The organism is [Clostridium] hylemonae DSM 15053 (genome assembly GCF_008281175.1).
Classification (GTDB): domain Bacteria; phylum Bacillota; class Clostridia; order Lachnospirales; family Lachnospiraceae; genus Extibacter; species Extibacter hylemonae.
Map to the genome: position 1 here is coordinate 706447 of NZ_CP036524.1, position 26355 is coordinate 732801.

At 51.5% G+C, this 26355-nt stretch carries 19 protein-coding genes; 9 read left to right on the top strand and 10 right to left on the bottom strand.

Translation table 11 applies throughout. The features are described 5' to 3' along the window. Positions 1-14 precede the first annotated feature (14 nt). Positions 15-2117, bottom strand: a complete 2103-nt coding sequence (locus LAJLEIBI_RS03285) for a PTS sugar transporter subunit IIC/EAL domain-containing protein (protein ID WP_187120305.1) — start codon at positions 2115-2117, stop codon at positions 15-17. Between the two features lie 335 nt (positions 2118-2452). Here LAJLEIBI_RS03285 and LAJLEIBI_RS03290 point away from each other — a divergent pair, with 335 nt between their 5' ends. From LAJLEIBI_RS03290 to LAJLEIBI_RS03300, 3 genes are all read left to right on the top strand, one after another. Continuing rightward, positions 2453-2890: a DUF3788 domain-containing protein gene (locus tag LAJLEIBI_RS03290; RefSeq protein WP_006444827.1), complete on the top strand. Its 438-nt coding sequence runs from the start codon at positions 2453-2455 to the stop codon at positions 2888-2890. Positions 2891-2930: 40 nt separating this feature from the next. Further along, positions 2931-3236 carry a DUF3795 domain-containing protein gene (locus tag LAJLEIBI_RS03295; RefSeq protein ID WP_040435944.1) on the top strand — a complete coding sequence of 102 codons (306 nt, stop codon included), beginning with the start codon at positions 2931-2933 and terminating at the stop codon, positions 3234-3236. Between the two features lie 200 nt (positions 3237-3436). Next, on the top strand, positions 3437-5272 hold the full coding sequence (locus LAJLEIBI_RS03300) for a GGDEF domain-containing phosphodiesterase (protein ID WP_006444829.1): 1836 nt from the start codon (positions 3437-3439) through the stop codon (positions 5270-5272). A gap of 98 nt (positions 5273-5370) precedes the next feature. On the opposite strand, the gene LAJLEIBI_RS03305 is transcribed toward LAJLEIBI_RS03300, so the two are convergent. Further along, positions 5371-8946 (bottom strand): SpaA isopeptide-forming pilin-related protein, encoded by a 3576-nt coding sequence (locus tag LAJLEIBI_RS03305; protein WP_006444830.1) that lies wholly within the window; start codon positions 8944-8946, stop codon positions 5371-5373. A gap of 148 nt (positions 8947-9094) precedes the next feature. Here LAJLEIBI_RS03305 and LAJLEIBI_RS03310 point away from each other — a divergent pair, with 148 nt between their 5' ends. From LAJLEIBI_RS03310 to LAJLEIBI_RS03320, 3 genes are read left to right on the top strand one after another with little or no spacing between them, the layout of a single operon-like run. After that, positions 9095-11932 (top strand): ATP-binding protein, encoded by a 2838-nt coding sequence (locus LAJLEIBI_RS03310; RefSeq protein WP_040435946.1) that lies wholly within the window; start codon positions 9095-9097, stop codon positions 11930-11932. 32 nt (positions 11933-11964) lie between these two features. Beyond that, complete coding sequence (locus LAJLEIBI_RS03315; RefSeq protein ID WP_006444832.1) at positions 11965-12957, top strand: diguanylate cyclase domain-containing protein; 993 nt, start codon at positions 11965-11967, stop codon at positions 12955-12957. Between the two features lies 1 nt (position 12958). Next, on the top strand, positions 12959-13693 hold the full coding sequence (locus tag LAJLEIBI_RS03320; RefSeq protein WP_006444833.1) for a class I SAM-dependent methyltransferase: 735 nt from the start codon (positions 12959-12961) through the stop codon (positions 13691-13693). 17 nt (positions 13694-13710) lie between these two features. Here the strand turns inward: LAJLEIBI_RS03320 and LAJLEIBI_RS03325 are convergent, their stop codons facing one another. Then, positions 13711-15453: an FUSC family protein gene (locus LAJLEIBI_RS03325; RefSeq protein ID WP_006444834.1), complete on the bottom strand. Its 1743-nt coding sequence runs from the start codon at positions 15451-15453 to the stop codon at positions 13711-13713. Positions 15454-15608: 155 nt separating this feature from the next. On the opposite strand from LAJLEIBI_RS03325, the gene LAJLEIBI_RS03330 reads away from it, so the two are divergent. Further along, positions 15609-16055: a MarR family winged helix-turn-helix transcriptional regulator gene (locus tag LAJLEIBI_RS03330; protein WP_006444835.1), complete on the top strand. Its 447-nt coding sequence runs from the start codon at positions 15609-15611 to the stop codon at positions 16053-16055. On the opposite strand, the gene glgB is transcribed toward LAJLEIBI_RS03330, so the two are convergent. Then, on the bottom strand, positions 16052-17839 hold the full coding sequence (gene glgB / locus LAJLEIBI_RS03335; RefSeq protein WP_006444836.1) for a 1,4-alpha-glucan branching protein GlgB: 1788 nt from the start codon (positions 17837-17839) through the stop codon (positions 16052-16054). The two genes, LAJLEIBI_RS03330 and glgB, sit on opposite strands and share 4 nt — an antisense overlap. 171 nt (positions 17840-18010) lie before the next feature. On the opposite strand from glgB, the gene LAJLEIBI_RS03340 reads away from it, so the two are divergent. Then, positions 18011-18562 (top strand): TetR/AcrR family transcriptional regulator, encoded by a 552-nt coding sequence (locus LAJLEIBI_RS03340; RefSeq protein WP_040435947.1) that lies wholly within the window; start codon positions 18011-18013, stop codon positions 18560-18562. A 76-nt stretch (positions 18563-18638) separates the two neighbouring features. Further along, complete coding sequence (locus LAJLEIBI_RS03345; protein ID WP_006444838.1) at positions 18639-18989, top strand: Hpt domain-containing protein; 351 nt, start codon at positions 18639-18641, stop codon at positions 18987-18989. 119 nt (positions 18990-19108) lie between these two features. On the opposite strand, the gene LAJLEIBI_RS03350 is transcribed toward LAJLEIBI_RS03345, so the two are convergent. The 6 genes from LAJLEIBI_RS03350 to malQ form a co-directional block, all read right to left on the bottom strand. Beyond that, the gene (locus LAJLEIBI_RS03350; protein WP_006444839.1) at positions 19109-19927 is read right to left on the bottom strand and encodes a Cof-type HAD-IIB family hydrolase; all 819 of its coding nucleotides are present in this window, start codon (positions 19925-19927) and stop codon (positions 19109-19111) included. A gap of 59 nt (positions 19928-19986) precedes the next feature. Continuing rightward, the gene (locus tag LAJLEIBI_RS03355; protein ID WP_006444840.1) at positions 19987-21360 is read right to left on the bottom strand and encodes a UDP-N-acetylmuramoyl-tripeptide--D-alanyl-D-alanine ligase; all 1374 of its coding nucleotides are present in this window, start codon (positions 21358-21360) and stop codon (positions 19987-19989) included. 5 nt (positions 21361-21365) lie between these two features. Next, the gene (locus tag LAJLEIBI_RS03360) at positions 21366-22430 is read right to left on the bottom strand and encodes a D-alanine--D-alanine ligase family protein (RefSeq protein WP_006444841.1); all 1065 of its coding nucleotides are present in this window, start codon (positions 22428-22430) and stop codon (positions 21366-21368) included. Between the two features lie 18 nt (positions 22431-22448). Further along, complete coding sequence (locus tag LAJLEIBI_RS03365) at positions 22449-23903, bottom strand: nicotinate phosphoribosyltransferase (protein ID WP_006444842.1); 1455 nt, start codon at positions 23901-23903, stop codon at positions 22449-22451. A gap of 121 nt (positions 23904-24024) precedes the next feature. Beyond that, on the bottom strand, positions 24025-24759 hold the full coding sequence (locus LAJLEIBI_RS03370; RefSeq protein WP_006444843.1) for a lysophospholipid acyltransferase family protein: 735 nt from the start codon (positions 24757-24759) through the stop codon (positions 24025-24027). A 34-nt stretch (positions 24760-24793) separates the two neighbouring features. Then, positions 24794-26305, bottom strand: coding sequence for a 4-alpha-glucanotransferase (malQ, locus tag LAJLEIBI_RS03375; RefSeq protein ID WP_006444844.1), 1512 nt, complete (start codon positions 26303-26305; stop codon positions 24794-24796). Positions 26306-26355 lie beyond the last annotated feature (50 nt).

Genomic DNA, 26355 nt, shown 5'->3' on the forward strand with positions numbered 1-26355 from the left:
TGCCCTTCTCATATTTAAGGCAGGCTGTTCAGGAACGCAGTCAGATCTGTATAGCAGAGCGGTCGGCTGTAATAGTAGCCCTGGTAGATAGTGCAGCCGAGTTCCAGAAGCATATCCCTTTGTTCTTCTGTCTCTACGAATTCTGCTACGATGCGCAGATCCAGACTTTGTGCCATCGAGATGATGCCGGATAGTATGTCTTTGGAACGCTCGTTGCCCGGGAGCTGGGATACAAGCTTTCCGTCCAGCTTTACCTCGTCAAAGATCCGCTCCTGCAGATACAGGATAGAATTATGCCCCATGCCAAAGTCATCCAGGCTGAAACTGATCCCGCTGTCTTTCAGGCGGCTCATATCATGCATCAGTGTGTCAGATATGATCATTGCGGAACGTTCCGTTATTTCCAGCACAAGGTGAACATGTTCCAGTTTATAACTCTGTATGATGTCGAGCGATTTGTCGAAGAAACCGTTTTCCTCCATCTGCTTGGATGAAATGTTAATAGACAGATACAGGTCATTTTTTATATGCGGCTCCAGCGACACAGCGTCGCGGCACGCCAGATTCAGAAGATAACGGCTCAGCTCATGGAGAAAACCTCCTTCGTAAGCCAGCGCTATGAGCACCGGCGGGGCGATGTAGCCGGCCACCGGATGTTTCCACCTGAGCAGGGCCTCCATCCCGTGCAGGTTCCCGCCGGAGGAGAGCTGAGGCTGGTAAAACAGTTCCAGCTGGCCGCGGTGCATGGCGTTGCTCAGGTCCATGGCAAGCGTCTTGGCATAGGAGTAATATGGATACCTGTGATGGAGGAAATGGGGCAGAGTGCCGCTTCCTTCTCCGGCCGCCATGTCCTGTTCCATGCGGCGGACAATCTTCTGGAATGCCAGCGTCTCTTTCTGTTCGCTCCGCTTGATAAACGGTATATAGATAAGAACTCCGATCAAAAGGTTGACAAGCTGAAGGATGCTTCCTGCCACGGAGCCGGTCGCCTTGTATCCGCTAAGGAGGATCGGAACGGTCCATTCTACCGACTGGGTCACAACGGGCACAAGCCCTGCCTGCGCCGCCAGCGTACTTGTTAAGGTCAGCACGACAGGCGTCAGTATGAACGGGATCATCATGGTAAAGTTAAAGATGATGGGAAAGCCGAACACGGCGATCTCGCTTATATTAAACAGGGCGGAAGGCAGGGCTACATAAGCGATTTTGCGGTTGTGGCTTTTCCTTGAGATGATACAAAGAGCTATGATGAAGCTCAGGGCACACCCGCATCCGCCCAGGAATACAAATGTGTCCAGAAAAGTTTTGGAAAATAATTCTGTCGGCGCGCTGCCGGCCAGAAGCAGGGACTGGTTGACCGAGATATTATGTTCAAACAGCTTCTGGGATACAGCTTCCAGCGTGTTGGTGCCATGTATGCCAAAAAACCAGAGCACATGTGTCACAACGACATAGAGCAGAATGCCGGCCAGGTTGCCGCTCAGCCGGTCAAATATGTTCAAAAATATGTAAGAGCCAAAGTTTGTTATATTGCTGCTTCCCCAGGCGGTGCGGAGCGCATAGCCGACCACGGCGAAACCGGCCACGATAATGACCGCCGGGAACAGACTCTGGATCGATATGTTAAACAGATATTCCGCGCCTGTTGTGTGGAGCTTGCGCAGGCGGCTGCCGAACTTGAGCAGCTGCCGGAACAGCACGCACGAGAGCAGAGTGATACACATGGCGGTAAATACCCATTCTGCCTTAAATACATATTCGTCATGCCCTTCCATGCCTCCGCAGAAAGCCAGATAGGAACAGACAGCCACGACGGGATATAAGATGAATGTATCTGTCTTTGCCTGCAGTCCGTAGGACAGGCTGATGGTAATACTCAGTACAAGCGCCAGCGAGCCGAGGCTGACCGTGTAAAGCGTCTCAAGAAGCTCAGCTGCCGCCCCGCCCAGAAAATGAACGAGAAATGCCTGGTACGCATCACTTGGGAAGTTTCTCAAAAGGAGTGAAAAGGAGCCCATGATGAGAAATGGTATGGCCATTGTAAGCCCATTGCGGATGGACTGCGCGGATATTGAATTGCGAAACCGGGACATGATACTGCTGCTGCGCGATTCCATACAGACTCCTTTCAGCACATTCTGGCACCAGAAATATGCATGATCGATAAATGTAAAAATACTGTCATTTTAGTTTATAACAAATTAACTTAATATACTATATTAAAAGTACACTTGTCTGATATTTTTTTGACGTTAAATGATTATGGGATACAATTGGAATATATTACCACTAATTTACCTGGCAGCTATAACTGGAGTATGATAAAATCGGATTAAAGATACAAAGTGAATATGACATACAGTTGTCATATTGTATGTATTATAATGGGAAAATGAAATAACATGAGTTTCATACAATGTTTATACTTAAATTCAGCGCAGGAGGAAAATAGATGAAATGGCACCAGCTATATGACGCCGGCAGAGAGCCGGATATGAAGCAGATAGGAGAGTATGTCGGAAGCGGACTTTGGGAGGAACTGTGCGTACATCTGGAGGAGGAGTACAAGACGTCACCGAAGGTCGAATACAGCGGCTGTTCCATGCAGCCGGGATGGAACGTAAAGTATAAGAAAGGGGGAAGGGCGCTCTGCACGCTGTACCCGGCAGAAGGGTATTTTACCTGCATGGTGAGTATCGGCAACAGAGAAGCCGCGGAAGCAGAACTGCTGCTGACGGCCTGTACACCTTATGTTAAAGATTTATATGAAAGGACAGGCGGATACAATGGAAGCCGGTGGCTGATGATCGATGTCACGGAGCCTGAGATACTGGATGATACGATTAATCTCATCGGCACACGCGCGCCGAAAAAAAGCGCGGCAAAGTGAATGATTGGGAGGGGAACCGAAAGAGAAAGAAGGGTTGATCATGGCGAAATATATGAGCTGCTGCGGGACAGTATGTTCCGATTGTGAATATTATCCGGACAGCTGCGGGGGCTGCGAGGAGATAGAGGGAAAGGTATTCTGGCTTGAATACACCGGGGAAGAGATATGCAGTATCTATGACTGCTGTATGAACGGGAAGAGATACGTTCACTGCGGACAGTGTGAAGAACTGCCGTGCCGCAGATATGACGGGGAAGACCCGACAAAGTCAGCGGAGGAAAACAGGGCCGATCATCTCAGGCAGGTTGAAGCATTGAGACGGAGGAATGAGGGGGAGAGACGCTGAAAAAGGCGTCTTTTTCATTGCCTTTTCAGGGAGGAATGGTATAATGGAAGTGCCGGAATAACAGAACGTGATGCGGGCAGAAACGGAAGGTGGAAGTCGTGAGTTGGAACATAGCGCCAGAATCAATATCCTTAGTCATATTGGGGATCATATGGGTCTATTCCCGTAAGGGAAGCCATACACCTACTTTGAAGAACCAAATGTTCCAGGGATGTCTGCTGGTCACATTCAGCGCCATGTTTACCAATATAGTTTCCACCGTCATGATATATCACTGTGATACGATACCGCTTTGGATGACGTGGTTCGTGACGACCGTTTATTTTATGCTCACTCCGCTCATGGGGCTTGTATATTTCTTATACAGTATATCGGTAATATATTCGGAAGATCCGGCGAGGAAAAAAATTATAGGTTTCGGCCTTATTCCGGGTATTCTTTATTCCTTATTCATACTGATGAATCCATTTACAAAAAATATATTTGATATAAATATGGCGCAGGGTTACGTAAGAGGCAGTCTCATAGAAGTGACCTATATTGTTTTCTATGCCTACTGCGCGGCCAGCATCGTAACCGTACTTGCGAACAGAAAACGGATCGAGCGGAAGATCTACCGCATTTTGTCCACATTTCCGGTACTGGCAGTGCTCGTGATCATTGTGCAGCAGATTTTCCCGGACATCATTCTCTCCGGTTCCGCTGCAACGTGCGCCATGCTCATTATTTATCTTCACCTTCAGAACAGGCAGATATCCATGGATTATCTGACCAATGTGCCAAACAGACAGGAGCTGCTTAACATGCTCAGTCTGATGCTGAACCGACATCCGGAGACACAGTTCACGCTTGTCGTAGTGTCGCTCAGAGAGTTCAGACAGATCAACAATGTGTGCGGCCAGCGCATCGGGGATGAATTTCTGAAAGCTGTCTGTGAATTTCTCTGTTCCATCGTAGAGGGAGTCAATGTATACCGTTTTACCGGAGATGAGTTCGCGGTGCTCTTTACGGAAGAAAGCGATGATGTCATAGAGGGGTATATTACAGAAGTCCAAAGGCGGATGAAGCAGAATTGGTGTGTGGAGAGCTATCAGTTTAATCTGTCCGCGGTCATTGGTATCATCAGGCATCAGGCGAAGGATGACACACTGGAGCATATGATCAATGCGATCGAATATGCGGTAAATCAGGCAAAGTCCGGAAAGTGTGGACAAGTCTGCTACTGTGATGAAGAGATGCTCCGGAAGCTGAGAAGAAGGCAGCAGATAAAACAGATCCTTAAAGAAAAGCTGAGGGATGAAAGCTTTGAGATGTACTATCAGCCCATATATTCTGTACATTCCGGAACATTCCGATATGCTGAATCGCTCATGCGGATGAACGATACTCCTATCGGGCCGGTCTATCCCTCCGAATTTATACCGATCGCGGAGGAGACCGGTATGATCATCGATATTACATATGTTGTTCTTGACAAGGTGTGCGCGTTCATCAACAGACTGAAGTCGGAACATATTCCGATAGACGCTGTCCACGTTAACTTTCCCGCAGTCCAGTTCTCGCAGCCGGGGCTGGCCGGCAGGGTTATGGATATTATAGAGAAGAACGGGACGCCGCCGTCCGCTGTAAAGATCGAATTTACAGAAAGCACATTGGCGGAAAAGCCCCAGGCAGTCACAGACTTTGCGGCGGAAATGAAGAAGTTTGGGATTGAGATGGGGCTGGACGATTTTGGCACGGGTTATTCTAATTTTGCCATGGTGATCAACATTCCGTTTGGCACGATCAAGTTGGATAAGAGTCTCGTCGGCGCAATGATAGGCAGCAAAAATTCGGCGCTCGGCGTCAAGAATATCGTGCGCACGTTCAAAGAACTTGGGATGAAGGTGGTTGCGGAAGGTGTGGAGACGGAAGAACAGAAGCGGATGGTCGAGGAGATCCATGTCGATCAGATTCAAGGGTTTTATTATGCAAAACCAATGTCTGAGGATGAAGCGGAAGCATTTTTGAGAAAAAACAGCAGATCAGTGAAATAGCAGTTTATATCCGGCAGAGACAGAGGCGTTATGCCTCTGTCTCTGCCGGTTTGATTGATGCCGGATTGGCGTTTTTTTACGGATATACAGGCCGCGGGTCAGACACGGGACAGGACAAGGACAGAAACGGTATCGCTTGGGTACATGCCGGGTACGGTCTGTCTGGCATTCACAGTCTGGTTTGCCAGGAGTGAAGCTGAGGACGGCACAATGATAAACCATTGACCGCCGGCATCCACTGCAGCCGCTGCCTCGGACCCGTCGGGGAAGGTGACGGTGACAGCGGCTCCGGGGACGCCGGTGCCTGTTACTATGGCATCTCCCTCCATGACGGTATTGATGACCGGCTTCGGACTGCGCATGCGTGTGTTTTCCGGCCGGAATTGTGTCAGATCATTTCCGTTTACTGTGATATGCCCGTCGTTGGTGACGTTCACGGTGTGGACAGTGGAATCGAGGATATAACCGTCCGGCGCCTTTGTCTCGGTGAGGGTGTACGTTCCGGGGGCGAGCATGCCAAGGTCTACGGTGCCGTCAAGATCCGAGAGGGCGGAGATGCCGTTGGACAGCGTGTACCCGGCCCCTTCAAGCGGCTGCCCGGTGGAGGTGTCTGCCTTGGTAAACGTAAGATGTGCCTCTGCGGAAGGGGTGTTATACAGAGGAAAGCCGTCTGCCGGCTGTCCGTCCACAGTCACCGTTCCCTCTTCGCTTACGGTAACCTGATGCACTGCAGTATCGGGCTTATAGCCGGAAGGCGCCATTGTCTCGGACAGTTCATAGCTGCCGGGCCTGAGACCTGAGAACGTGATCCTGCCTAGAGAATCGGAAATACTGTTCAAAAGGACGCTGCCGTTCTGTGACAGGGCGAACCATGCGCCTGACAGCGGAGAGCCTGAGACGGCATCCAGCTTCCGCGCGGCAAAGGAGGAGGCCGTCAGCGGAGGCGGGCACGGGCAGCAGAACCTGCGTTTTTTCCATATGGCATAGAGACACAGGTCGGTACTGAGCGGGGGAAGAAGTTCCCCGGGCAGATAAGACCCGCCCTGTCCGGACGGACTTGTATTCCAGAAGCAGAAGCAGTATCCTCTCCTTGTCGGCACGGCATCCGGAAGCAGCGTACTCTGGCCGGCACGGACGGTCAGTGGAGCCGGAATACCGCATGCCCTGGAACAACAGCTGCCGCCGCCTTTGAATGTGACCGTGTGGTCTTCACCCGCGGCCTCCCATCTGGCATACAGAATTCTGTCGCCGGTGCTTCCGTGGGGGATGACCGTAACGCTGTTCCCGCCGTCCGGCGCGTCATACCATCCTGTGAAGCGGCTGCCCGGGAGACTGCCCGGAGGCAGAAGGTGGATATCCGGTGAGGTTGAGTTGTAGGAACCCGGGTTTGGATTGGCGGCTCCCAGAAGATTTTCGTATTGGATCCGGTAGTCGGACGGCGCGAGTAATATCTGAGTGCGGTCGCTGCTCCGTCTGATCTCCCAGCCGTCAAATCCCCGGACCGGCTTTTGGAAAGCTTTTGCATCTGTCTGTGAGAGGAGGGGATAACCATCTGTCGCTTCTCCGACGACGATCGGCGTGCCGTCTGTATTTGGAGAGAGATAGCCGGAGTTTTCAAGCTGTATGACGGAGTCGGCAGCCAGTGGGGCATTAAGCCGGACGACAGCCGTCCTGTTTTCGATATATACGCCATCTGAAATGTTGCGGAGGCCTTCTGCGTACAGGTAGGAGTCATTGTAGATGCCGCCTCCGTACGGAGCCTTGTTGTTATTCAGGCTGCCGCCGCTTAAAGTGACCGCGCTGCCCCCGTGTATCCATATACCGCCGCCGTATTCGGAGGATGTGTTGTCATGGATCGTGCCGCCTTCCACCGTGACCTGTGAGTCTTCAGCCGCGCTGACGGCGCCGCCGTAGAGACGTGCACTGTTGAGGGCGATCTCGGTACTGTCCTGTATCGTAAGCCTGCCGGGAACGAGACAGATGCCGCCGCCGTGGCTGCCAAAATCACTTTGAGCGGCATCGGCGTGGTTGTTCGTGATCTTTACGCTGCCGGTAAGGAGCATAGAACCTTCTTCGCTGTTGAAATAGATGCCTCCGCCGTTGCCTTCCTCTGTCGAGTTGTCCGTGACGGACGTAGACCCATCCAGCGTAAGAGAAGCATTGGAACCGCCGTTCCATATGCCGCCGCCGCTGTTGCCGCGTGCCGTGTTGGAGCTGACAGTACAGTCGGTCAGTACGGCAGAGAGTATTCCGCTTCCGGAAGTGAGACGGAGTCCGCCCCCTTCTGCGCCGGCTGTGTTGTTTTCTATAGAAGCCTCTGTCATGGTGAGAGAAGAGGAACTGTCACCGGATGTGACTGCGTGGTACATACCGCCTCCTGAGCCCCCGGCAGTATTGCCGGTCAGAGCCGTCTGCCGCAGAGTAAGGGAGCCGTTTCCGGAATTGCTGAGAAGAAGCCCGCCGCCGTCTTTTGCAGACTGGTTTTCTGATACAGTACCGCCAGCAACCTCAAATGAGAACGGGCTGCCGCCTGCGTATAATGCCATACCACCGCCGTGGGCTTCTGCCTCGTTCCGGCTCATAGTGATGTTGGTGAAGGATGTGAGCAGACCTGCGTCTGGTGACTGATTTCTGATCCACATGCCTCCTCCGGTGCCGGATGCCCCTCCTGCCGCGTGGTTTCCGGAGATGAGCCCCTGGGTGACGCTTACAGAGCCGCCGGAATCTGTGAGCAGGTAGAGACCGCCGCCCGTGCCGGCCGTATTGTCGGTGAGCGAGGCGGAAGTCATGATAAACTGTACGCCCGCGCCCTGTGCAGTCATATAGCATCCTCCGCCGTTTTGAGAAGCTGTATTTTGTGTGACTGCGGCATTACCAGACAGGGTGAAACGGTCACCGTCGTTGGCGGAATAGAAGTAGACACCCGCGCCGTTGACCGCTTTGTTCAGAGAGACTGCCGCGCTTCCCGTGAGGGTGAGCGTGGCGGCGGCGCTGCCTCCGTTGCGGTATCCTGAAAAGTTAAGTCCGCCGCCTGTGCCGGAGGCCGTATTATCTGTGATCTGTACCTGCTCTGCGATCGTGAGCGTGCCGCCTGTTCCCTGCGCGTATGAGCGGACGTAGACGCCGCCGCCGTCAGATGCTGTATTGCCGCCGATAAAGGCAGCTCCTGCGATGGAATAGGAGTCGCCCTGATTTCCGGAAGCTATCATGATGCCGCCGCCTTTTGTGCGGGAGGCGCAGCCGGTTATACGGGCATCATCTGTCATGAGGAAGGCGTTGTAGTAAGAGGAATTACTGTTTACATAGACGCCCCCGCCCTCCAGGTAGGAGTTATTATTCCGTAGGATGGAACCGCTCAGCAGCTTGAGAGTACCTCCGGTAACATAGATAAGGGACCGGTTAGCTTCATCTGCCTGCGGATGAGCCGCGCCGTTCCCGTCGAGTATGATATTTCTCACAGTCAGCGAGCCGCCGTCTGTTATACGAAACATATAGGAAGAATAGGAATTGTCTTTTGTCAGTACCGCCGGACTGCCGCCGGCATAACTTTCGATGGTAACGGCGTACTGTATATTGATCTGGGCGGAGATAGAGAAATCAGCCGTTACCTGTATGAATGAATCCAGAGCTTCAAGAGCTGTCCGAAGCTCTGCCTGGCTGGAAACCTGTGCCATATAAATCACCTGCTTTTTTTAAGTTGTACTTTATCATATGTAATGTTCCGCTATAATGTGTGAGGCGGCAGAGACCGGTCAATTTATGTGGCAAAACAGCCCGCGTCATGGTAAGATAGTTACAGGTGATTTCAAAAAGGAGTTTTGTATGAAGAACAGATCAAGACTGGAGATAAAAAAATGTGGAGTGGTGCTGCTTCTCCTTGCTGCAGCGCTTACGGCAGTTCTCGTGCCCTGTGCCGGAGCGCGCGCAAAGGAGCCGCAGAGCGGGAAAGTCCTGAAAGTGGCGTTTGCCCAGGTGCCGGGATTTACCGAGACCGACAAAAATGGCAACAGACGGGGGATCGTGGTAGATTACCTGAATGAGATAGCCAAATACACCGGATGGGAATACGAGTATATAGATACAGACGGTGAAACAATGGTGGACGAGTTCCTGGAGGGCAGGTACGACTTGATGGGGGGAACCTATTATCAGGAAGGTCTTGAAGAGTATTTTGCCTATCCGGACTACAATACGGGCTACAGTAAGTCTGTGCTTCTGGCCAGCCGTGAGGACGACAGCATCAAAGCTTACGACTGGAAGAGTCTGTCGGGAAAGACCATCGGGGTATATGAACGGGCCGTGGAAAATATACGCCGGCTTAAGGTATTTCTGGACAGCAACGGAATCGACTGTACGCTTAAGACATACAGCGCAGAACAGTTAACGGACGGTAATATGTATTCTTATCTGGAAAACGGCGAGGTGGATATGATCCTCGGCAATCTGGGAAGCGATGCAGATGTGTTCCGCGTGGTAGCGGAGTTTGATTCGCAGCCGCACTATATCGTGACGAAACCGGAGGATAAAGAGATACTGGACGGCCTCAACATGGCGCTTGGGAAGATCGTGGATTCTAATCCGCATTTTGCCCAGGAGCGGTATGATGCAAATATCCAGGACAGCAGCACCGCCAATATCACATTAAATGACGAAGAGAAAAAGTATGTAGAGGAGAAGAAGACGGTATCGGTAGCAGTGCTGAAGGAGTGGCATCCTCTGTACTGCCGGGAGCTGAAAAAGGATCTTCACGACGGGATCATTCCGGATATACTTGAGGAGATAAAGGAATTTTCCGGTCTGACATTTTCCTATAAATATGTGGACAGTTATGCTGAGGGGCTCCAAATGGTTGAGAATGGGGAGGCAGATCTTTTCGGCGCCTTCCTCGGGACGGATGAGGAGGCGGCGCAGAAGGAGATGGCGCTCACAAAGCCATATGTTGTTCTGAATGACATCATAGAGAGGAACAAGTCTGTGAGCTACCCGTCCGAGGGGCTGACGGGAGCTGTGCTGGAGGGACGTGAACTGCCGGCGGAGATAGAAGCCTCAGAAGTGAAATATTATTCCAATACAGCAGAAGCGCTCCGCGCCGTGGACCAGGGCGAGGCGGATTTTTATTATGGCGTTTCGGCCATCATGGAGCAGGAGATACAGAACCATCATTTTACGAATGTTGTTCCAAACACACTCATAAATGACAGGAATGATATCAGCTTCGCAATGAAAAGACCTGCCCCGGGACAGCTCTTAACGATAATGAACAAGGCGATAAACAGTCTGAGCAGCACCCAGAAGGATACGATCGCCAATCAGAATATGATATCATCAGGCACGGGCGAGATGACGATCATTGAGATGATATATGCCAATCCGCTTATGTTTGTTGTGATCTGCGGTGTTGTGTTTTTATTGATAGTGATATTGATTCTTGTGATGGCGCGCTACCGGATACATGCGGTGAGGATGCAGAACAGTCTTGCAAAAGCGGAGAAGGAAAACCGTGCCAAGGGAGAGTTCCTGTCCAGGATGAGCCATGAGATCCGCACGCCCATGAATGCCATCGTCGGACTGAGTGATCTCACATGTATGATGGACGATGTGCCGGAGACAGTGAGAGTGAATCTGTCCAAGATCCGCTCGTCTTCACGTTATCTGCTTGGTCTTATAAGCGACATTCTGGATATGAGCAGAATTGAGCAGGACATGATGACGATCGTGCGCGAACCATTTTCCATAGGACAGGTCATGAATGAACTGGAGAGTATGATGACGGCGGAGGCGGGACGCAGGGAGCTGGAATTTAAGCTGGATCTGCGGATAAAAAGCGACAGACTTATCGGGGATGCGGTCCGTCTGAAGCAGGTATTGATGAATCTTATATCTAACGCGTTCAAGTTTACCTCCGCCGGGGGGCGTATCCGGGTGGACGTGACAGAGACGGAAGCGTCTGCAGAAGAAGCGGTGTTCTGCTTCCGTGTGGCGGATAACGGCATTGGTATATCCGAGAAGGACCAGGAGCGTATCTTTGAGTCGTTTGAACAGGTTGGGACGAATTATTCCAAGAGCCAGGGCACTGGTCTTGGGCTTGCAATAAGCAAAAATATCGTGGAACTTATGGGAGGCAAGCTGGAGCTTAAAAGCGAGATCGGGAAAGGAAGCGAATTTTACTTTACCGCAGCATTTCCGACCGCCGCGTCAGAGGAAGTACATGACGAAAGCCCGGCTGTGGATATGCCAAAGCGCTATCTGAGAGACATGTGTATCCTTCTGGCGGAGGACAATGACTTAAATGCGGAGATCGCCGAAGAGCTGCTGGAGATGCAGGGAGCCGCGGTACGGCGTGCGCGAAACGGAAGAGACGCGGTAAAAATGTTTGAAGACAGCGCGCCGGGAGAGTTTCATGCCATACTTATGGATATTCAGATGCCGGTCATGGACGGGCTGGAGGCGTGCCGCGTGATACGCGGGATGAAGCGGGAGGATGCCGCAGTCATACCTGTTATCGCGATGACCGCCAATACTTTCAAGGAAGATGTGGACATGGCTGCGGAGGCAGGCATGGACGGATTTGTCACAAAGCCGGTGGATGTGGAATACCTGTATCAGGTACTCTGCAAGGCAGTCAGAAGAGACCGTCCGGCGCAGCCGGATGTTCTGTAGCTGGTATGTAATACTTATGGGAGGTTGTGCGGATGCAGACGGAGAAGCGTCTATGTGAGATAACGAGAAAGCTGTGGCACTATTACATGCTGGAGCCGACAGAGGAAAATTTCGGGAAGATCATGCAGACATGGGATGAGAAGCTGAGTATGATCGGTACGGGCAGACATGAGATATTCAATACAGCCGAGGAGGCGGTAAAGGATTTTGCCGGAAATCAGACGGAGGCCGGACAGATATCTTTTGAAGTGCTGGATGAATGGTACAATGCGGTGATGATACGTGACGATGTCGGGATCGTGTACGGGGGGATCTGGGTGAGGGAATGCAGAGACGCCGAGGCGGAAGCGCTCATTGAGATGGACACGAGATTTTCCATCGTATATGCCCTCGATGACAGCGGAGAGTGGAAGATGGTGCATATCCATCACTCTATGCCTTACTTTGACCAGGCGGACGGGGAATATTATCCGAAGGCGCTGTCGGCAAAGGTAAGGGAGGCGTTTGAGCTTGTAGAACTGTTCCGGAAGCGGTCGGAGATGGATCTGATGACTGGTATATATAATCATGATTCATTTCAGCGCAAGACAGAGGAACGGCTGATGAAAGGAAATCAGCTTTGCTTTTATATCATAGATCTGGACGACTTTAAGTCTGTAAATGATACGTACGGACACAGCGCGGGGGACGCTATCCTTAAGTGTCTTGCAAAGCTGATCAGGAAGTATTTTCCTGAAGACGCTGTTGTGGGCCGGCTCGGCGGTGATGAGTTTGCCGTCTGCGAAGTCTGCCCCGGCACGCAGGAGGAACGAAAAGAGCGTCTCAGACAGATGCGCGCGGAATATCAGCAGCTTTCCGGCGGGCTGCTTAAGGAGAATCCATGTAGTTACTCCGTCGGTATTGCTGAAAAGGGAAAGGAAAGTATGACATACCGGCAGATTTTTGAGAGGGCGGACGAGGCTCTCTACGCCGCAAAGCAGCGGGGAAAAGACAGGACCGCAGAATTGCCGGGGCAGGGGGAATAGTATGAAAGAGAACAAGTATGACAGTGACAGTTTTTTTAAAAAATACAGTGAGATGAGCCGGTCTCAGCAAGGATTAAAAGGAGCGGGAGAATGGTCCGAACTGCAGAAGGTGCTTCCGGATTTTCGGGGAAAGTGTGTGCTTGATCTCGGATGCGGGTACGGATGGCACTGTCTGTATGCGGCGCAAAACGGAGCAGAATACGTACTCGGCACGGATATTTCCGCAAAGATGCTGGAAACCGCCCGGGAGAAGAACAGTCATGAGAGGATCGAATACAGGCGCTGCGCCATGGAGGATCTGGAGCTTCCGGATCATTCCTTTGACGTAGTCCTCAGCTCGCTGGCGTTTCATTATGTGAAGGAGTTTCAGCCGGTCGTGAAAAAGATAAGCCGGGTCTTGTCTCCCGGGGGCTTTTTTGTGTTCTCAGCGGAACATCCGGTATTTACCGCGTACGGCACTCAGGACTGGTACTATGATGAACAGGGGGAGATACTGCATTTCCCTGTGGACAATTACTACTTTGAGGGAAAACGGGACGCAGTATTTCTCGGTGAGCCGGTCACAAAATACCACAGGACGCTGACCACGTATCTGAATACACTTCTGGAAAATGGATTTGAGCTTCTTAATATCATCGAGCCGCAGCCGCCGGACGACATGCTGCATATTCCGGGAATGGCAGACGAGATGCGGCGTCCGATGATGCTTATCGTTAAGGCTGTTAAGAGAACGTAGATAATAACATGTACATATCAGGACAGATGCCCCGGTTCAAAAGCCGGGGCATCGTTCTGCTTTGCGGCAAGTGTGCGGTGAGCCTGATATACTTTTTCCCGGCATTCCCTTAACAGCCCGGGGAATCCCGACCATTCCTCCAGCTCGGCATTCTGGGCCAGCTTCTCCTCCATCATATAAGCCTGTATGACGAGATGATAGTATAGCTGGGTATCTGCTTCGTCTGTACGGCATATGTCTGCCAGCAGTTCTGTGACGGTTCTGTATTTTTTCCAAAGATGTCTTGTGGCCATTTTCCTGGTATACGGAAGAAGCAGACAGTTAACTGCAAATGCCGCGGCGATTCCGGCCAGGATATAGCCAAGTCTGATGAGAAAGATATGCCCCACAGCCGGAAGACCGAACGCGGTCATGAACACGGCGCCGCCAAGCGCTCCGACGGTGGAGCAGGCGAAGGTCTGTGCATAGTCGGTGAAATAAAAAGATATATAGCCGGAGAGCATCATGGCGGCCGTGCGGCCTGCGGCGGAAGGTATGAGGGAATAAATGACTACGGATATAAGCCCTCCTGCGAGCGTGGCGGTGAGCCGCTTCTTCATTTTGACAGGGACGTCATCCGCATACGGCAGTGAGACGGAGGCCAGGGTGAACATAAGCCAGCGTCCGTGAGGGAGAGCCCAGAACTGCACGAGCAGCGCGGCGAAGGACAGAAGAAGAGCGGTCCTCAGGGCGTACACGGCCCGGACCGGACTTAAGCCGAGCGCCGCCTGTAGGCGTACTTTCAGAGAAAGGACAGTCCTGCGGTAATGGGTTCTGCGCTCCGGGTCTGTCATGTGAAGCATCCGGCCGCGTATGTAGAGTAGCGCCCTGGAGAACGGCTCGGACGCTCCGCTGCTGCCGGAGGGGAAGCTGCACTGCTCCCGGGGCGGCAGATGGCCGGCCTCCTGACAGAGAAAGGCACGGAAGCTTTCCAGGACGGTCTCGGTATGGAGAAGGAGGCTGCGGTTCTGGAGCGAAAGATGATCCGGAAGTTCGCTGACAAGAAGGTAGAGATGCTCAAGCCCCCTGCCTGCGGCTATCATGGAGAAGGCAGCGTCGGAGACACAGAGGACTTTTCTGCGGCGCTCGTACACCATCTGGCTCAGCCGGCTGAGGCTGCGGTGCACATCGGCGGGGGAAGGGGGCTCTGACGATTCCCGGTTCTTACAGGCGATCAGAAGGAGTATGTCATCTATCATTTGCACGAGCACGTCTCTTGCAGTCTCCGCCGCCCGGTTCCGTCCCATAAACCACTGGTATAGGAGGATGGAGACTGCCCCTGTGAGCATACTGAGCAGCCTGCGCGGAAGCTGCCCTGCATCCGCCGGAGAGATGTATACGAGAAACAGATAGGACAAGATGTAGGGAAAATACATATGGCTTGAATATTCATAGGTAAATGCGTACAAAATGATAAGAATTGTGATAAAATTAACTGTAAAGGACCAAGGTGCAGAGAGGGTATTGACCCAGTAAGCGGCAAGCGCCATCCAGACGAGTACAGCCGCCTGGACAAACAGATGCTTTACCGGGGAAGCGGTCATATCCCTTACCATGGAAGCGGACATCATGATAGTAAATATGACGCCGGTGATGGAATTCTCCGGACCGAATACAAGCTGGAAAATGTTTACATAGGCGATAATGAAGAGAAAGTTCAGCGTACTGAAACGGACTTTGTCCTTCGTTATTTTCGGCATATCCCAATTTTTTATGTTCATTGATATACTGCATCTCCTTTTAGGTTGAAACAAATGTCTGTGTACCGTATAATTATATAAAATATAAATAATATATGATAGTCATATATTATTTACTAATATACAAGAATAAAGATTAGCATTTTCAAATTCATTTGTCAATAAGGAGAAAAGAGATGGAATCAGAAAAGACGTCGGAAAAATTTGTCCAGAACCTGCTTCTCGTTATGCCGAACTGGCATGCCAAGCTTGTGAGGCCGTTTAAAGATACGCTGAACAAAGAGATGAGCCTGGAGACATATTACTGTCTGGAGACGCTTAAGCTATGCGGCTGCGTCACGATGAGCGAGCTGGCGCGGCACCTTAAGGTGCCGAAGCAGCAGGTGACAAAATTGATCGACAAGCTGAGCGAGCATCAATTTGTAGAACGTGTATGCAGGGAGGAGGACAGGAGGGCGGTATGGATTCGGCTGACTCCGACCGCGGCATCCTATCTGGACGGATATTATCTGAAGAACAGGGCATTTATTACAGCGCTGGAAGAGCAGCTGACAGAGGAAGAGCTTCAGCGGCTCAACCGCGCTGTTGCGGACCTGAGTGAAATACTGCCCCGGCTCAGCTAGACGATCAGATAATAGACCGCGCAGAAAGGGGACAGATCCAGCGGGATAAAGCCATTTTCAGGATGAAGGCTGCCGCTGCCGCATGGAGTATTGCCTCCGTAGATCTGTGCGTCGCTGCAAAGCAGGAGTCTGTACCGGGCGCTGTTATCCGCGGGAAGGAGATAGTGCTTCTGCGGCCTGCCGGAAAAATTAAAGACAGCTGCGACCCGTTCGTTCCCGTTGGTCCGCTCAAAGGCATAGATGCAGCGATCCTCCTGTGCGCAGTCGATCCAGGCAAAGCCTCTCTGGTCGTGGTCCATGGCAGAGAATGCCGGATGGGACAGGTAGATCTCGCTTAAGTCTTTCATAAACCGGTGGAATGCATCGTGGATCGGATATGACAGTATATTCCAGTCTTGTTCACGTTTTTCATCCCATTCCCGCAGCTGTCCGAATTCATTTCCCATAAAGCTGAGCTTCTTGCCCGGATGGGCGTACATATACATATAAAATGCCCTTGCCTGGGGGAATTTGTCCTCATAGTCTCCGCTCATCTTCTGGAGGATGGCAGCCTTGCCGTGGACGACTTCGTCGTGGGACAGCGGCAGCAGGTAGGAATCGCTGTAATAGTAATGCATGGAAAAGGTAAGCTTGTGATAGTCCCGGCTTCTGTATTCCGGCGCCGTCATGAAATATTCAAGCGTATCGTTCATCCACCCCATATCCCATTTATAGTCAAAGCCGAGGCCGCCTTCGTCTGCGCTTTTTGTCACCCCCGGATAGGAGGTGGAGTCTTCTGCTGAAAGAATTGCAGACGGATGCATACCTTTCAGTCCCTGGTTCATCTCCCGGATGAATTCCACGGCAGTCTTATTTACCCCTCTGGCCGGATCGCCCTGCCAGTAGATGATGTTACTGATCGCGTCCATCCGTATGCCGTCCGCGTGATATTCCGTGAGCCAGTAGTTTGCGGCGGACTGGAGAAAGCTTCTCACTTCCCCGCGGGAGTGCATGAAGTTTAAGCTGCCCCACTCGCTCCTGCCGACGTCGGCATGGGGATATTCATACAGGCTCGTTCCGTCGTATTGGGCGAGGGCGTAGCCGTCCACCGCAAAGTGTACCGGGACGAAGTCCAGGATCACGCCGATGCCGTTCTGGTGGCAGAGATCGATGAATTCCATCAGCTGCCGCGCCGTGCCGTAGCGCGCGGTGGGACTGAAGAAGCCGGTGTTCTGGTAGCCCCATGACTCGTCGCACGGATGCTCGCTCAGCGGCATGATCTCCACATAATTGTAGTGATATTCTTTGAGATACGGAATGAGAAGTTCTGCCATTTCGGTGTAAGTATACCAGTCGTCTTCCACATCGGAAGGCTTTTTCCAGGAGCCGAAATGTATCTCGTATATATTAAGCGGTTTTGCTTTACAGTCTGTACGTTTTGACATCCAACGACAGTCGCGGAAACGGTGTTCTCCGAGACTGCGGACAATGGAGGCGCTGGCAGGGCGCAGTTCCATTCCGAATCCGTAAGGGTCACAGTGGTCGATAAAAGTGCCGTCCTGGCGGTAGACGCGGTATTTGTACATCATGCCCGGACCCGCGCTTTGTATATGACATTCCCAGAAGTTGCCGTCATATATCCGGTCCATATCATATTCATTCCAGCCGTTGAATTCGCCGATCACACTTATTTTACGGGCGGCGGGAGCGAACGTGCGGAAGGTGACGCCCCCGTTTTCCGGGTGGGCGCCGAGATATTTGTATGCGTCAAACACTTTTCCTGTATAGAAGCCGTAATAATCCATTTTGCTTTCTCCTGTTTATAATATTTGTTGCTTTCACTAATAGACAGCAGTTGTTTATTTTGTTTATAATAATTATACAGATAAAGAGAAATGGTATCCACCGCCGCTAAAGGAGAACAGTTGCTTAAACGACGGATGGAAAAAAGAGTTGTATAAAAGGAGAGGAAAGCTTTGGATCTGCGGATGGAAAAGACGGAAAAAGGGATCAAAAACGCATTTATAGAACTGCGCTCCAGAAAACCACTGGAGAGAATAACCGTGAAAGAGCTCTGTGCGGGCGCCTGTATTAACAAATCTACCTTTTACGCTCATTACAGAGATATTTACGACCTTTCAGATACGATGGAGGCAGAGATAGCAGAGTCGGTGACAAACAGCATCTCCCACCCGGAATATATTATCGAGAATCCGGCTGCTTTTACGCAGGAGCTCTTCCTTGCGTACCAGTCCCAGAGTTCGCTCACAAATACGGTGTTCTCGGGGGACCAGAGCAGCCACCTTTCTGACCGCATTGAAGAGAGCGTCAAGAAAATGTTGTTTGAGAAATATCCGCAGCACCGCGGCGATATGATGCTGGATATCGTGCTCAGCTACTGTATTCAGGGGGCATATCACGCGTTCCATGGTAACAGACGGTACGACGCAGACGAGAGGATAGCGGTCATCGGCAGGATCACTGACAGCATAAGACCCCTGTACGAGGAATATTATTTGAATAATTGATTAAGGAGTATATTTTTTAACTGATTCGTGATATACTTAACACTATAATCAGGAGTATACATAAAAGGAGATCGTTATGGAGTTTATAGATGTACTTATAAAGATGGAGATAGACCCGCAGGAGACGATACGGCGGTTCTGCCAGAACGAGGCGATGCTTAAGAAGTATCTGCTCAGATTCGGTGATGAAGCCACTTACCCGAATTTAGTGAAGGCGATAGAAGAGAAGGATCATGAGGAAATAGAGAAGTGTGCCCATACACTGAAGGGACTCTCGGCCAACCTTGGGATGAATAAGCTGAGTGAAAAGTGTGCGAAGATCGTAAGTGCCATGAGAGAAGGCGAATACGACAAACTGGACACCCTGTTTCCCGAGGTGGAAGCAGAGTATAAGCGCCTGAACGAATGTCTGGAAGAACTGAAATAAAAGGGGCATTGCGTAAGTGAAGAAAAGAGACTATGCATCAACAGTGCAGAGTCTCCTTTTTTTGTTCAGATAACAGTTTTCCGAGTATCGGCTTTTCGGACAGGGACATGTCCGTACGGTCAGTCCGCCATGAATTTTTCAATTACGTGGAGGACGCCGTCCTCGTCGTTTGACTTCGTTATGTAGTCTGCTTTTTCCAGGACAAGAGGCTGGGCATTGGCCATGGCGACACCGAGACCGGCCGTCTCTATCATAGTTACGTCATTATAGCCGTCCCCGCAGCATATCATTTCGTCCGCGGTCAGTCCGATGCCTGTCAGCAGGCGGAGGAGAGAATGGGCCTTATCAATACCCGGAGGCATGATCTCCAGAAAAAACGGGTCCGACAGATATATATATAGATAAGAGCGGAACGCTTCCGCCGCCTCGGCCTTTACCTCCTGAATGATCTCAGGCCTGCCGGTGATGAGAAACTTGTTGGGAGGAGCCGTAATGTGGGACGGAAAATCATCCACTGCTTTGAGCGGCATGTGATTGATGCGTGACTCCAGCTCGCTGTACTTGTTCGTACTTCCGCCGGAGAGCAGCGCATCAGAAGTGTAGCCGACGATATCTACGCCCCGGTCCCGGTACTTATTCACAATATCAAACAGAGGCGCGACGGCATCCATCGGCAGTGTCTTGTTATAGATCACCTCTCTGCTGCGGCAGTCCGTGATCCTTCCGCCGTTGAACGAGAGGATGTAACTGCCGTAACGGTCCAGATGGAGCTGCCTCGCCAGCGGCAGCACCCCCTGTGTAGGGCGCCCGCTGGCAAGCACTACTTTTTTGCCCTGCTCCTGTATCCGGATCAAAGCCTCAAGCGTCGGCCTTGAGATCTCCTTCCTGGAATTTGTCAAAGTACCGTCCAGATCTAAAGCTAAAATCTCATAACTCATGTGTAACTCCTTTAATTTTGAAAGGGGTCAGACCCCTCTGTGCAGCAGGGGTCTGACCCCTATGAAAATTTCTTGAGTTGTTCAACAATTTCAGGGAACTGCATTCCGTGCGACGCTTTCACAAGGACGTTGTCCCCTTCTTTTATGATATGGTGCATCTCTGCCAGGAAATCTTGTTTCGCGGCAAACCAGTGTGTCTCTGTAGAAGCGCCCTTTGCGGCGCTTTCGGTGATCTCTTTCGCCAGATCTCCGATGCCGCACACAACGTCGATGCCGTGTTTTGCGGCGTATTCGCCGACTTCGCGGTGGAGTTCTTTTTCGTTGTTCCCAAGCTCGCCCATATTTCCGAGCACTGCGACTTTGCGTCCGATGGCCATGTCGAGTACGTCGATCGCCGCTTTTGTGGACACGGGATTGGCATTGTAGCAGTCGTCGAGTATCATGAGGCTGCCGGTAGAGATGATGTTATTTCGTCCGGGCAGCGTCGTATGTGCTTCGATGCCCGCCTTGATCTCATCTGCGGTAAGGCCGAGAGCAGCGCCGACGGCGGCGCCTGCCAGGGCGTTGGAGACCATATGGGCTCCCGGGGTGGGGATGAGGCAGTCAAAAGCTTCTCCGTCCGGCAGATGTATCGTGCAGGCGGTTCCTTTTAATCCCATGGGCACAATGCCGGATGCGTAGCACTGGCAGTCTTCGTTCGTGCCGAACAGGACCGGGGTCACGCCTTTGACAGGCCCCATCTTTGAGAGCAGGTCGTCGTCCCCGTTGAGGATGATGCTGCCGCCGTTTTTCATATCCTGTATCATCTGGGACTTCTCCTGGAGGATGCCTTCTCTTGTCTTGAAGAACTCCAGATGGGCGATACCGATATTAGTGATAACGCAGATGTCCGGGCTTGCGACCGACGACAGCCGGCGCATTTCCCCGAAATGATTTACTCCCATCTCCAGGATCACCACCTCATGGGATTCATCCATCTCAAATATAGTGATCGGGAGTCCCCATTCGTTGTTAAAATTCCCTAACGTCTTGTGCACCTTATATTTCTGTGACACGACGGAGGCGATCATTTCCTTTGTACTTGTCTTGCCGACGCTTCCTGTGATCCCGACTACCGTCACGTCAAAAGAATCCCGATACAGTTTGGCGATGTCCAGAAGCGCCTGGCCGGTGGACTCTACAAGAATATATGGAAAATCCGTATCACCGAGGTCCTCGTGGGACACAACGCAGAGAGCGCCTTTTTCAATGGTATCAGGGATAAACTTGTGCGCATTGACATTCTCTCCGTCAATGGCGACAAACAGGTAATCCTTCTCAACTTTTCTGCTGTCGATCACAACGCCTGCCGCCTCGCGGCTTTTTTTACTCTCGTCGCCGTGGTAGGTCCCGTGACAGGCCTTCGCAATGTTTTCTAGTGTAAGGTTTTTCATAGTTCTTATCCTCTTACTTTCATTGATTCTTCAATAATTTTCTCGCACAGTTCACCATAATCCATCCCGGCGTTCAGGGCGGCTCTCGGCAGAAGACTTGTAGGAGTCATGCCCGGAAGTCCGTTCATCTCCAGACAGTAAAATCTGCCGTCCGTCTCATCCACGATGAAGTCCGCCCGGGCATAGACGTCCATGCGGAGCGCGTCGAACGCCTTTTCACCGGCGCGCTGGATCTTCTTCATCGTCTTTGCGTCGAGAGAGACCGGAGGACATATCTCCGTTGCCCCTCCGTCCTGGTATTTGTTCTCATAAGAAAACACTTCGTCTCTCGGAATGATCTCCACGAGCGGCAAAGCCTTTCCGGCCAGAATGCCGCAGGCGTATTCCCGTCCTTTTATGAACGGCTCTATGACGACTTCATCCTGATGGTCCTCGTCAAAGGAGCGGCGGACCGCCTCCTTATAGTCTTCTTCCGTGTGGCAGATATATACGCCGAGGCTCGATCCGCTGGAACACGGCTTTACGACGAGCGGCAGATAGTAGCCGAGCTCATCGAGCGGTGTGTTCTTCGTCTCTTCTGTAAGCGAAGTTCCGCGCGGAGTAGGCACGCGCGTCATCTTAAATACCTGCTTTGCCACCAGTTTGTTCATGGACATGGCGCATCCGAGTGAATTCGGCCCGGTATACTTAATACCGAGGACATCAAACGTGGCCTGCATCTTTCCGTTTTCACCGACAGAACCGTGAAGTCCCATAAATGTGATATCGGCCAGCCGGCACAATTCAACGACATTTGGGCCGAGGTAGCATTCAGACTGGTCGGGCCGGGAAGCTCTGACCGCCTCGATATCCGGAGCGGTCGTCTTGATTCCACTGGCGATCTCAAGTCCGGCATCCGGAAGGTCGAATACCTCATTAAGCTTATCAGAATCGTAAGGCAATCCGAGATAGACATCCAGCAAAAATGCCTTGTGTCCCCGTTCTCTTAAGGTTCTGCAGATACCGGCGCCCGAGATGAGGGATACATCGCGCTCAGGACTCAGTCCTCCGGCTAAAACGATAATCTTCATAAACAAATACTCTCCTTTTTAATTAGTCGCACTTATCTGATCTAAGAGTGATTTCTTTACTTCATACAGTTTCTGTGACAAATCCACGTACACACGGTGAGGATAGAAGAGACGCTTCGTCTCTTCCCACAGTGTCTTCTTCTCCTGCCGGCAGTAAGCGGCAATTTCTTTTACAGAAGGAGATTTGTACACGCACTCCCCATTCTTAAATACAGGAACGAGGATTTCACGCATGGTGTAAGAACCGCCCGGAAGCTTTGTCTTCTTCCATGTTTCGATCGGGTCGAAAAGGAGCAGGTCCTCATTCGTGTCATACGTCTCCCCGACAAAACAGATTAAATCAGCCTTAACTTTTCCTGTTGTTTTATCATAGATTCTATAGATCGTTTTGTTACCAGGATTTGTTATTTTCTCTGTGTTTTCAGAAATTTTTATCTTTGGTATGAATTCCCCGTCCTCATTTTGGATCGCGGCAAGCTTGTACACCCCGCCGAAAGAAGGGCAGTCCTTGGACGTTATGAGGTTTGTTCCGACGCCCCAGGAATTGATGGCCGCGCCCTGCATCTTCAGATCGTGGAGCAGGTATTCGTCAAGGTCATTGGAAGCGGTGATGGTCGCGTCTGAAAAACCGGCCGTATCCAGCATCTTGCGCGCCTCTTTGGAGAGATAGGCAAGGTCGCCGCTGTCGAGGCGGATGCCATATTTTTTGAAATGGACGCCCTCCTCCTTCATCTCTTTAAATACGCGTATCGCATTTGGCACGCCTGACTTCAGCGTATCGTACGTGTCAACGAGAAGAGTACAGTTGTCAGGATACATCTCAGCATAGGCTCTGAACGCGGAATACTCGTCTTTAAAGCTCATGATCCAGCTGTGCGCGTGTGTGCCCATGACCGGAACGTCAAAAAGCTGTCCGGCAAGCACGTTGGAAGTACCTACGCAGCCTCCTATCATGGCCGCTCTTGCGCCGTACAGGCCGGCATCCGGACCCTGTGCGCGCCGCAGGCCAAACTCCATAATACCATCCCCGTTTGCGGCAAATACGATCCGTGACGTCTTGGTCGCTATAAGTGACTGGTGGTTGATAATGTTCAGTATCGCCGTCTCCACAAGCTGGGCCTCCATGATAGGCGCAACGACCTTCAGCAGAGGTTCCTTCGGAAATATGACAGTTCCTTCCGGAATGGCGTAGATATCGCCGCTGAAATGAAAACCGCTCAGATAGTGGAGGAAATCTTCACTGAAGATTCCCAGGCTTCTGAGATAGTCCACATCGTCATATGTGAAATTCAGATTCTTGATATAGTCAATTACCTGGTCAAGTCCGGCACATACGGAATAACCATTGTTGCAGGGATTCTGGCGGAAAAACACGTCAAAAATCACAGTTTCGTTCTGTCCCTGTTCATAATAACCCTGCATCATCGTCAACTCATATAAGTCTGTCAGCAGGGTCAAATCTCTTCTACTCATTTTCCTGTTAAAACTCCTTTTTTCTCCGGACAGCCCAAACCGCCCTGTCTAAATAAATATTCTGTCTTATTATATCACCGTACGCATAAAATGTAAAAGAGAAAAGTAATCAACCAGAGGCTTAGACAAGCCTCTGGTTCTTATTGATCGTCTCTTGTATGATGTTCTGGCAGTATTGTCCGAGATGCTTTTTCGTCTCTTTATCCAGCTCGTTCGGATAGATGGGCGCGCCGTATTCCAGCACGACATGTGTCTTTTTGATCCTCGGGAACTGCTGTTCAAATATAGCGTGTGTATTGTTGAGGCTCATCGGTATAATGGCGCAGCCGGTCTTTTCCGCGATCTTAAAAGAGCCGTCGTGGAACGGCAGCATGCTGAGTTCTTCACCGTCATTGCGCGTACCTTCGGGGAAGATGCAGATGGAGATGCCTTCCTTCACATATTCGATGGCCTTCAGTATCGTCTTAAGCCCTTCCTTTGGCGTGCTTCTGTCGAGAAACAGGCAGTACAGCCGTTTCATCCAGTCTCTCAGAAGCGGGTAGCGCAGCATCTCCTTCTTGGCGATATATCCGGTGAGCCGGCGGCAGCGGGAATAGGTGATGAGTATGTCAAAGTAGCTCCTGTGGTTGCCGATAAAGAGGACCGGTTCGTCCGGTACGTTTTCCTCCCCGATGACAGTGACTTCCACCCCGGCGATGCAAAGCATAAGACGGAATACCCACTGTACGAGCCGAAGGGAGCTCATATCCGCGCTCTTCCTTCTGAACTTACGGATGATCCATTCCACGCCAAGTACCGGGATGCCCAGAACAAGATACAGTATCAGCACGATCACAACACAAATAAATCTTATCATCAGTATAACCTCTCTGTCTCAATTTAGTAATAATTTAATATCTTCCATATAATATGGCCAGATCCTTCAGTTCCTTGGCGAGCAGCGCGCTTAAGATCCCCTTTTTAAAACGCCAGTTCCAGTTGCCGGAGGCGGTGCCGGGAATGTTCATCCGCGCCTCTTTGCCGTAGGAGAGCACATCCTGCATCGGCACGACCGCATACGCGGCGATGCTGCCCATACAGAGACGGATGAACTCCTTGTTGACCTTCGTGCCGTCGGAGTTCGTATACCGCTTAACCTTTTCTTTACAGGCGGGGTCAAGTGTCTCGTACCACCCAAGCGTCGTGTCATTGTCGTGTGTTCCGGTGTAACAGGCACAGCGGGTCGTCGTGAACTGATGAGGGAGAAAGTCATTTTCCTGCGTTCCCTCAAACGCAAACTGAAGCACCTTCATGCCGGGGAAATGAAATTCATCCCTCAGCGCTTTCACTTCCGGTGTGATGACGCCCAGATCCTCCGCAATGATCGGAAGGCCGCTGCCGAGCGCGTCCTCCACGGCACGAAACAGTTCCCGGCCCGGAGCTTTGACCCATTCTCCGTGCACGGCATTCTCCTCCCCGTACGGGACAGACCAGTATGCCTCAAAACCGCGGAAGTGGTCGATCCTCACAATATCAAGCAGGGATAGCTGATGGCGCATGCGCGAGATCCACCACGCAAAGCCATCCTCCTCGTGTGCGTTCCAGTGGTAGAGCGGATTGCCCCACAGCTGGCCGGTCTCGGAGAAATAATCCGGCGGCACGCCTGCCACCTTGACGGGATACCCTCTGGAATCAAGCTGAAACAAGTGCTGGTTCGCCCACACATCCGCGCTGTCCATGGAGACGAAGATAGGAAGATCCCCGATGATCTGTATCTCATGCCGGTTGGCATAAGCTTTGAGCTTTGCCCACTCTTCAAAAAAGAGGAACTGGAGAAACTGATAAAAGCCGCATTCTTTTTCAAAGTCCTCTTTAAGCTGTGCCTTGTACTCCGGGGAAGGACAGCGGAAATTGTCCTCCCACTCAAGCCAGCTCACACCTCCGTGAGCGTCCTTGCACGCCATAAACAGCGCATAGTCGTCCAGCCAGCCCGCGTTCTGCGCGCAGAATGCGGTGTAGGACGTGATGAGCTCTCTGTGGGAGTCCTGATAGGCCGAAGTGAGGAAACGCCGGTAGGCATTTTTGAAAATGCGCTGCTTCCACGGAATGATCACCCCGTAATCGATATGCTCGTCGTCGCGCACCGGGCAGTGTAATATCTCGTACCCCTGTACAAGATCCAGTTCTTTTAAGTGCGCCGGGCTTATGAGAAGGGGCTGGCCCGCAAACGCGGAAAAGCTCTGGTACGGGGAGTCGCCGTAGCCGGTATGGGTGAGCGGGAGCATCTGCCAGATATGCTGGCCCGCACGCTCCAGGAAGTCCACAAATTCATAGGCTTCTGCTCCCAGATCGCCTATGCCGTACGGGGACGGCAGAGAAGTGGGATGCAGCAGAATGCCGGAAATTCTTTTCTGTTCTTTCATGTGGATACGCCTGCTTTCTATAGAGATTAAGTAGTTTTATGACAAATACG

What these genes read in the sequence shown, in the direction of transcription:
- glgB (WP_006444836.1), bottom strand. Translation starts at nt 17,839, where the DNA reads ATGGATTATTACGGCTTCTATACAGGAAAAGTGTTTGACGCATACAAA.
- LAJLEIBI_RS03290 (WP_006444827.1), top strand. Translation starts at nt 2,453, where the DNA reads ATGAAATGGCACCAGCTATATGACGCCGGCAGAGAGCCGGATATGAAG.
- LAJLEIBI_RS03320 (WP_006444833.1), top strand. Translation starts at nt 12,959, where the DNA reads ATGAAAGAGAACAAGTATGACAGTGACAGTTTTTTTAAAAAATACAGT.
- malQ (WP_006444844.1), bottom strand. Translation starts at nt 26,305, where the DNA reads ATGAAAGAACAGAAAAGAATTTCCGGCATTCTGCTGCATCCCACTTCT.
- LAJLEIBI_RS03305 (WP_006444830.1), bottom strand. Translation starts at nt 8,946, where the DNA reads ATGGCACAGGTTTCCAGCCAGGCAGAGCTTCGGACAGCTCTTGAAGCT.
- LAJLEIBI_RS03365 (WP_006444842.1), bottom strand. Translation starts at nt 23,903, where the DNA reads ATGAGTAGAAGAGATTTGACCCTGCTGACAGACTTATATGAGTTGACG.
- LAJLEIBI_RS03355 (WP_006444840.1), bottom strand. Translation starts at nt 21,360, where the DNA reads ATGAAAAACCTTACACTAGAAAACATTGCGAAGGCCTGTCACGGGACC.
- LAJLEIBI_RS03300 (WP_006444829.1), top strand. Translation starts at nt 3,437, where the DNA reads ATGTTCCAGGGATGTCTGCTGGTCACATTCAGCGCCATGTTTACCAAT.
- LAJLEIBI_RS03330 (WP_006444835.1), top strand. Translation starts at nt 15,609, where the DNA reads ATGGAATCAGAAAAGACGTCGGAAAAATTTGTCCAGAACCTGCTTCTC.
- LAJLEIBI_RS03345 (WP_006444838.1), top strand. Translation starts at nt 18,639, where the DNA reads ATGGAGTTTATAGATGTACTTATAAAGATGGAGATAGACCCGCAGGAG.
- LAJLEIBI_RS03315 (WP_006444832.1), top strand. Translation starts at nt 11,965, where the DNA reads ATGCAGACGGAGAAGCGTCTATGTGAGATAACGAGAAAGCTGTGGCAC.
- LAJLEIBI_RS03350 (WP_006444839.1), bottom strand. Translation starts at nt 19,927, where the DNA reads ATGAGTTATGAGATTTTAGCTTTAGATCTGGACGGTACTTTGACAAAT.
- LAJLEIBI_RS03370 (WP_006444843.1), bottom strand. Translation starts at nt 24,759, where the DNA reads ATGATAAGATTTATTTGTGTTGTGATCGTGCTGATACTGTATCTTGTT.
- LAJLEIBI_RS03325 (WP_006444834.1), bottom strand. Translation starts at nt 15,453, where the DNA reads ATGAACATAAAAAATTGGGATATGCCGAAAATAACGAAGGACAAAGTC.
- LAJLEIBI_RS03285 (WP_187120305.1), bottom strand. Translation starts at nt 2,117, where the DNA reads ATGGAATCGCGCAGCAGCAGTATCATGTCCCGGTTTCGCAATTCAATA.
- LAJLEIBI_RS03310 (WP_040435946.1), top strand. Translation starts at nt 9,095, where the DNA reads ATGAAGAACAGATCAAGACTGGAGATAAAAAAATGTGGAGTGGTGCTG.
- LAJLEIBI_RS03295 (WP_040435944.1), top strand. Translation starts at nt 2,931, where the DNA reads ATGGCGAAATATATGAGCTGCTGCGGGACAGTATGTTCCGATTGTGAA.
- LAJLEIBI_RS03360 (WP_006444841.1), bottom strand. Translation starts at nt 22,430, where the DNA reads ATGAAGATTATCGTTTTAGCCGGAGGACTGAGTCCTGAGCGCGATGTA.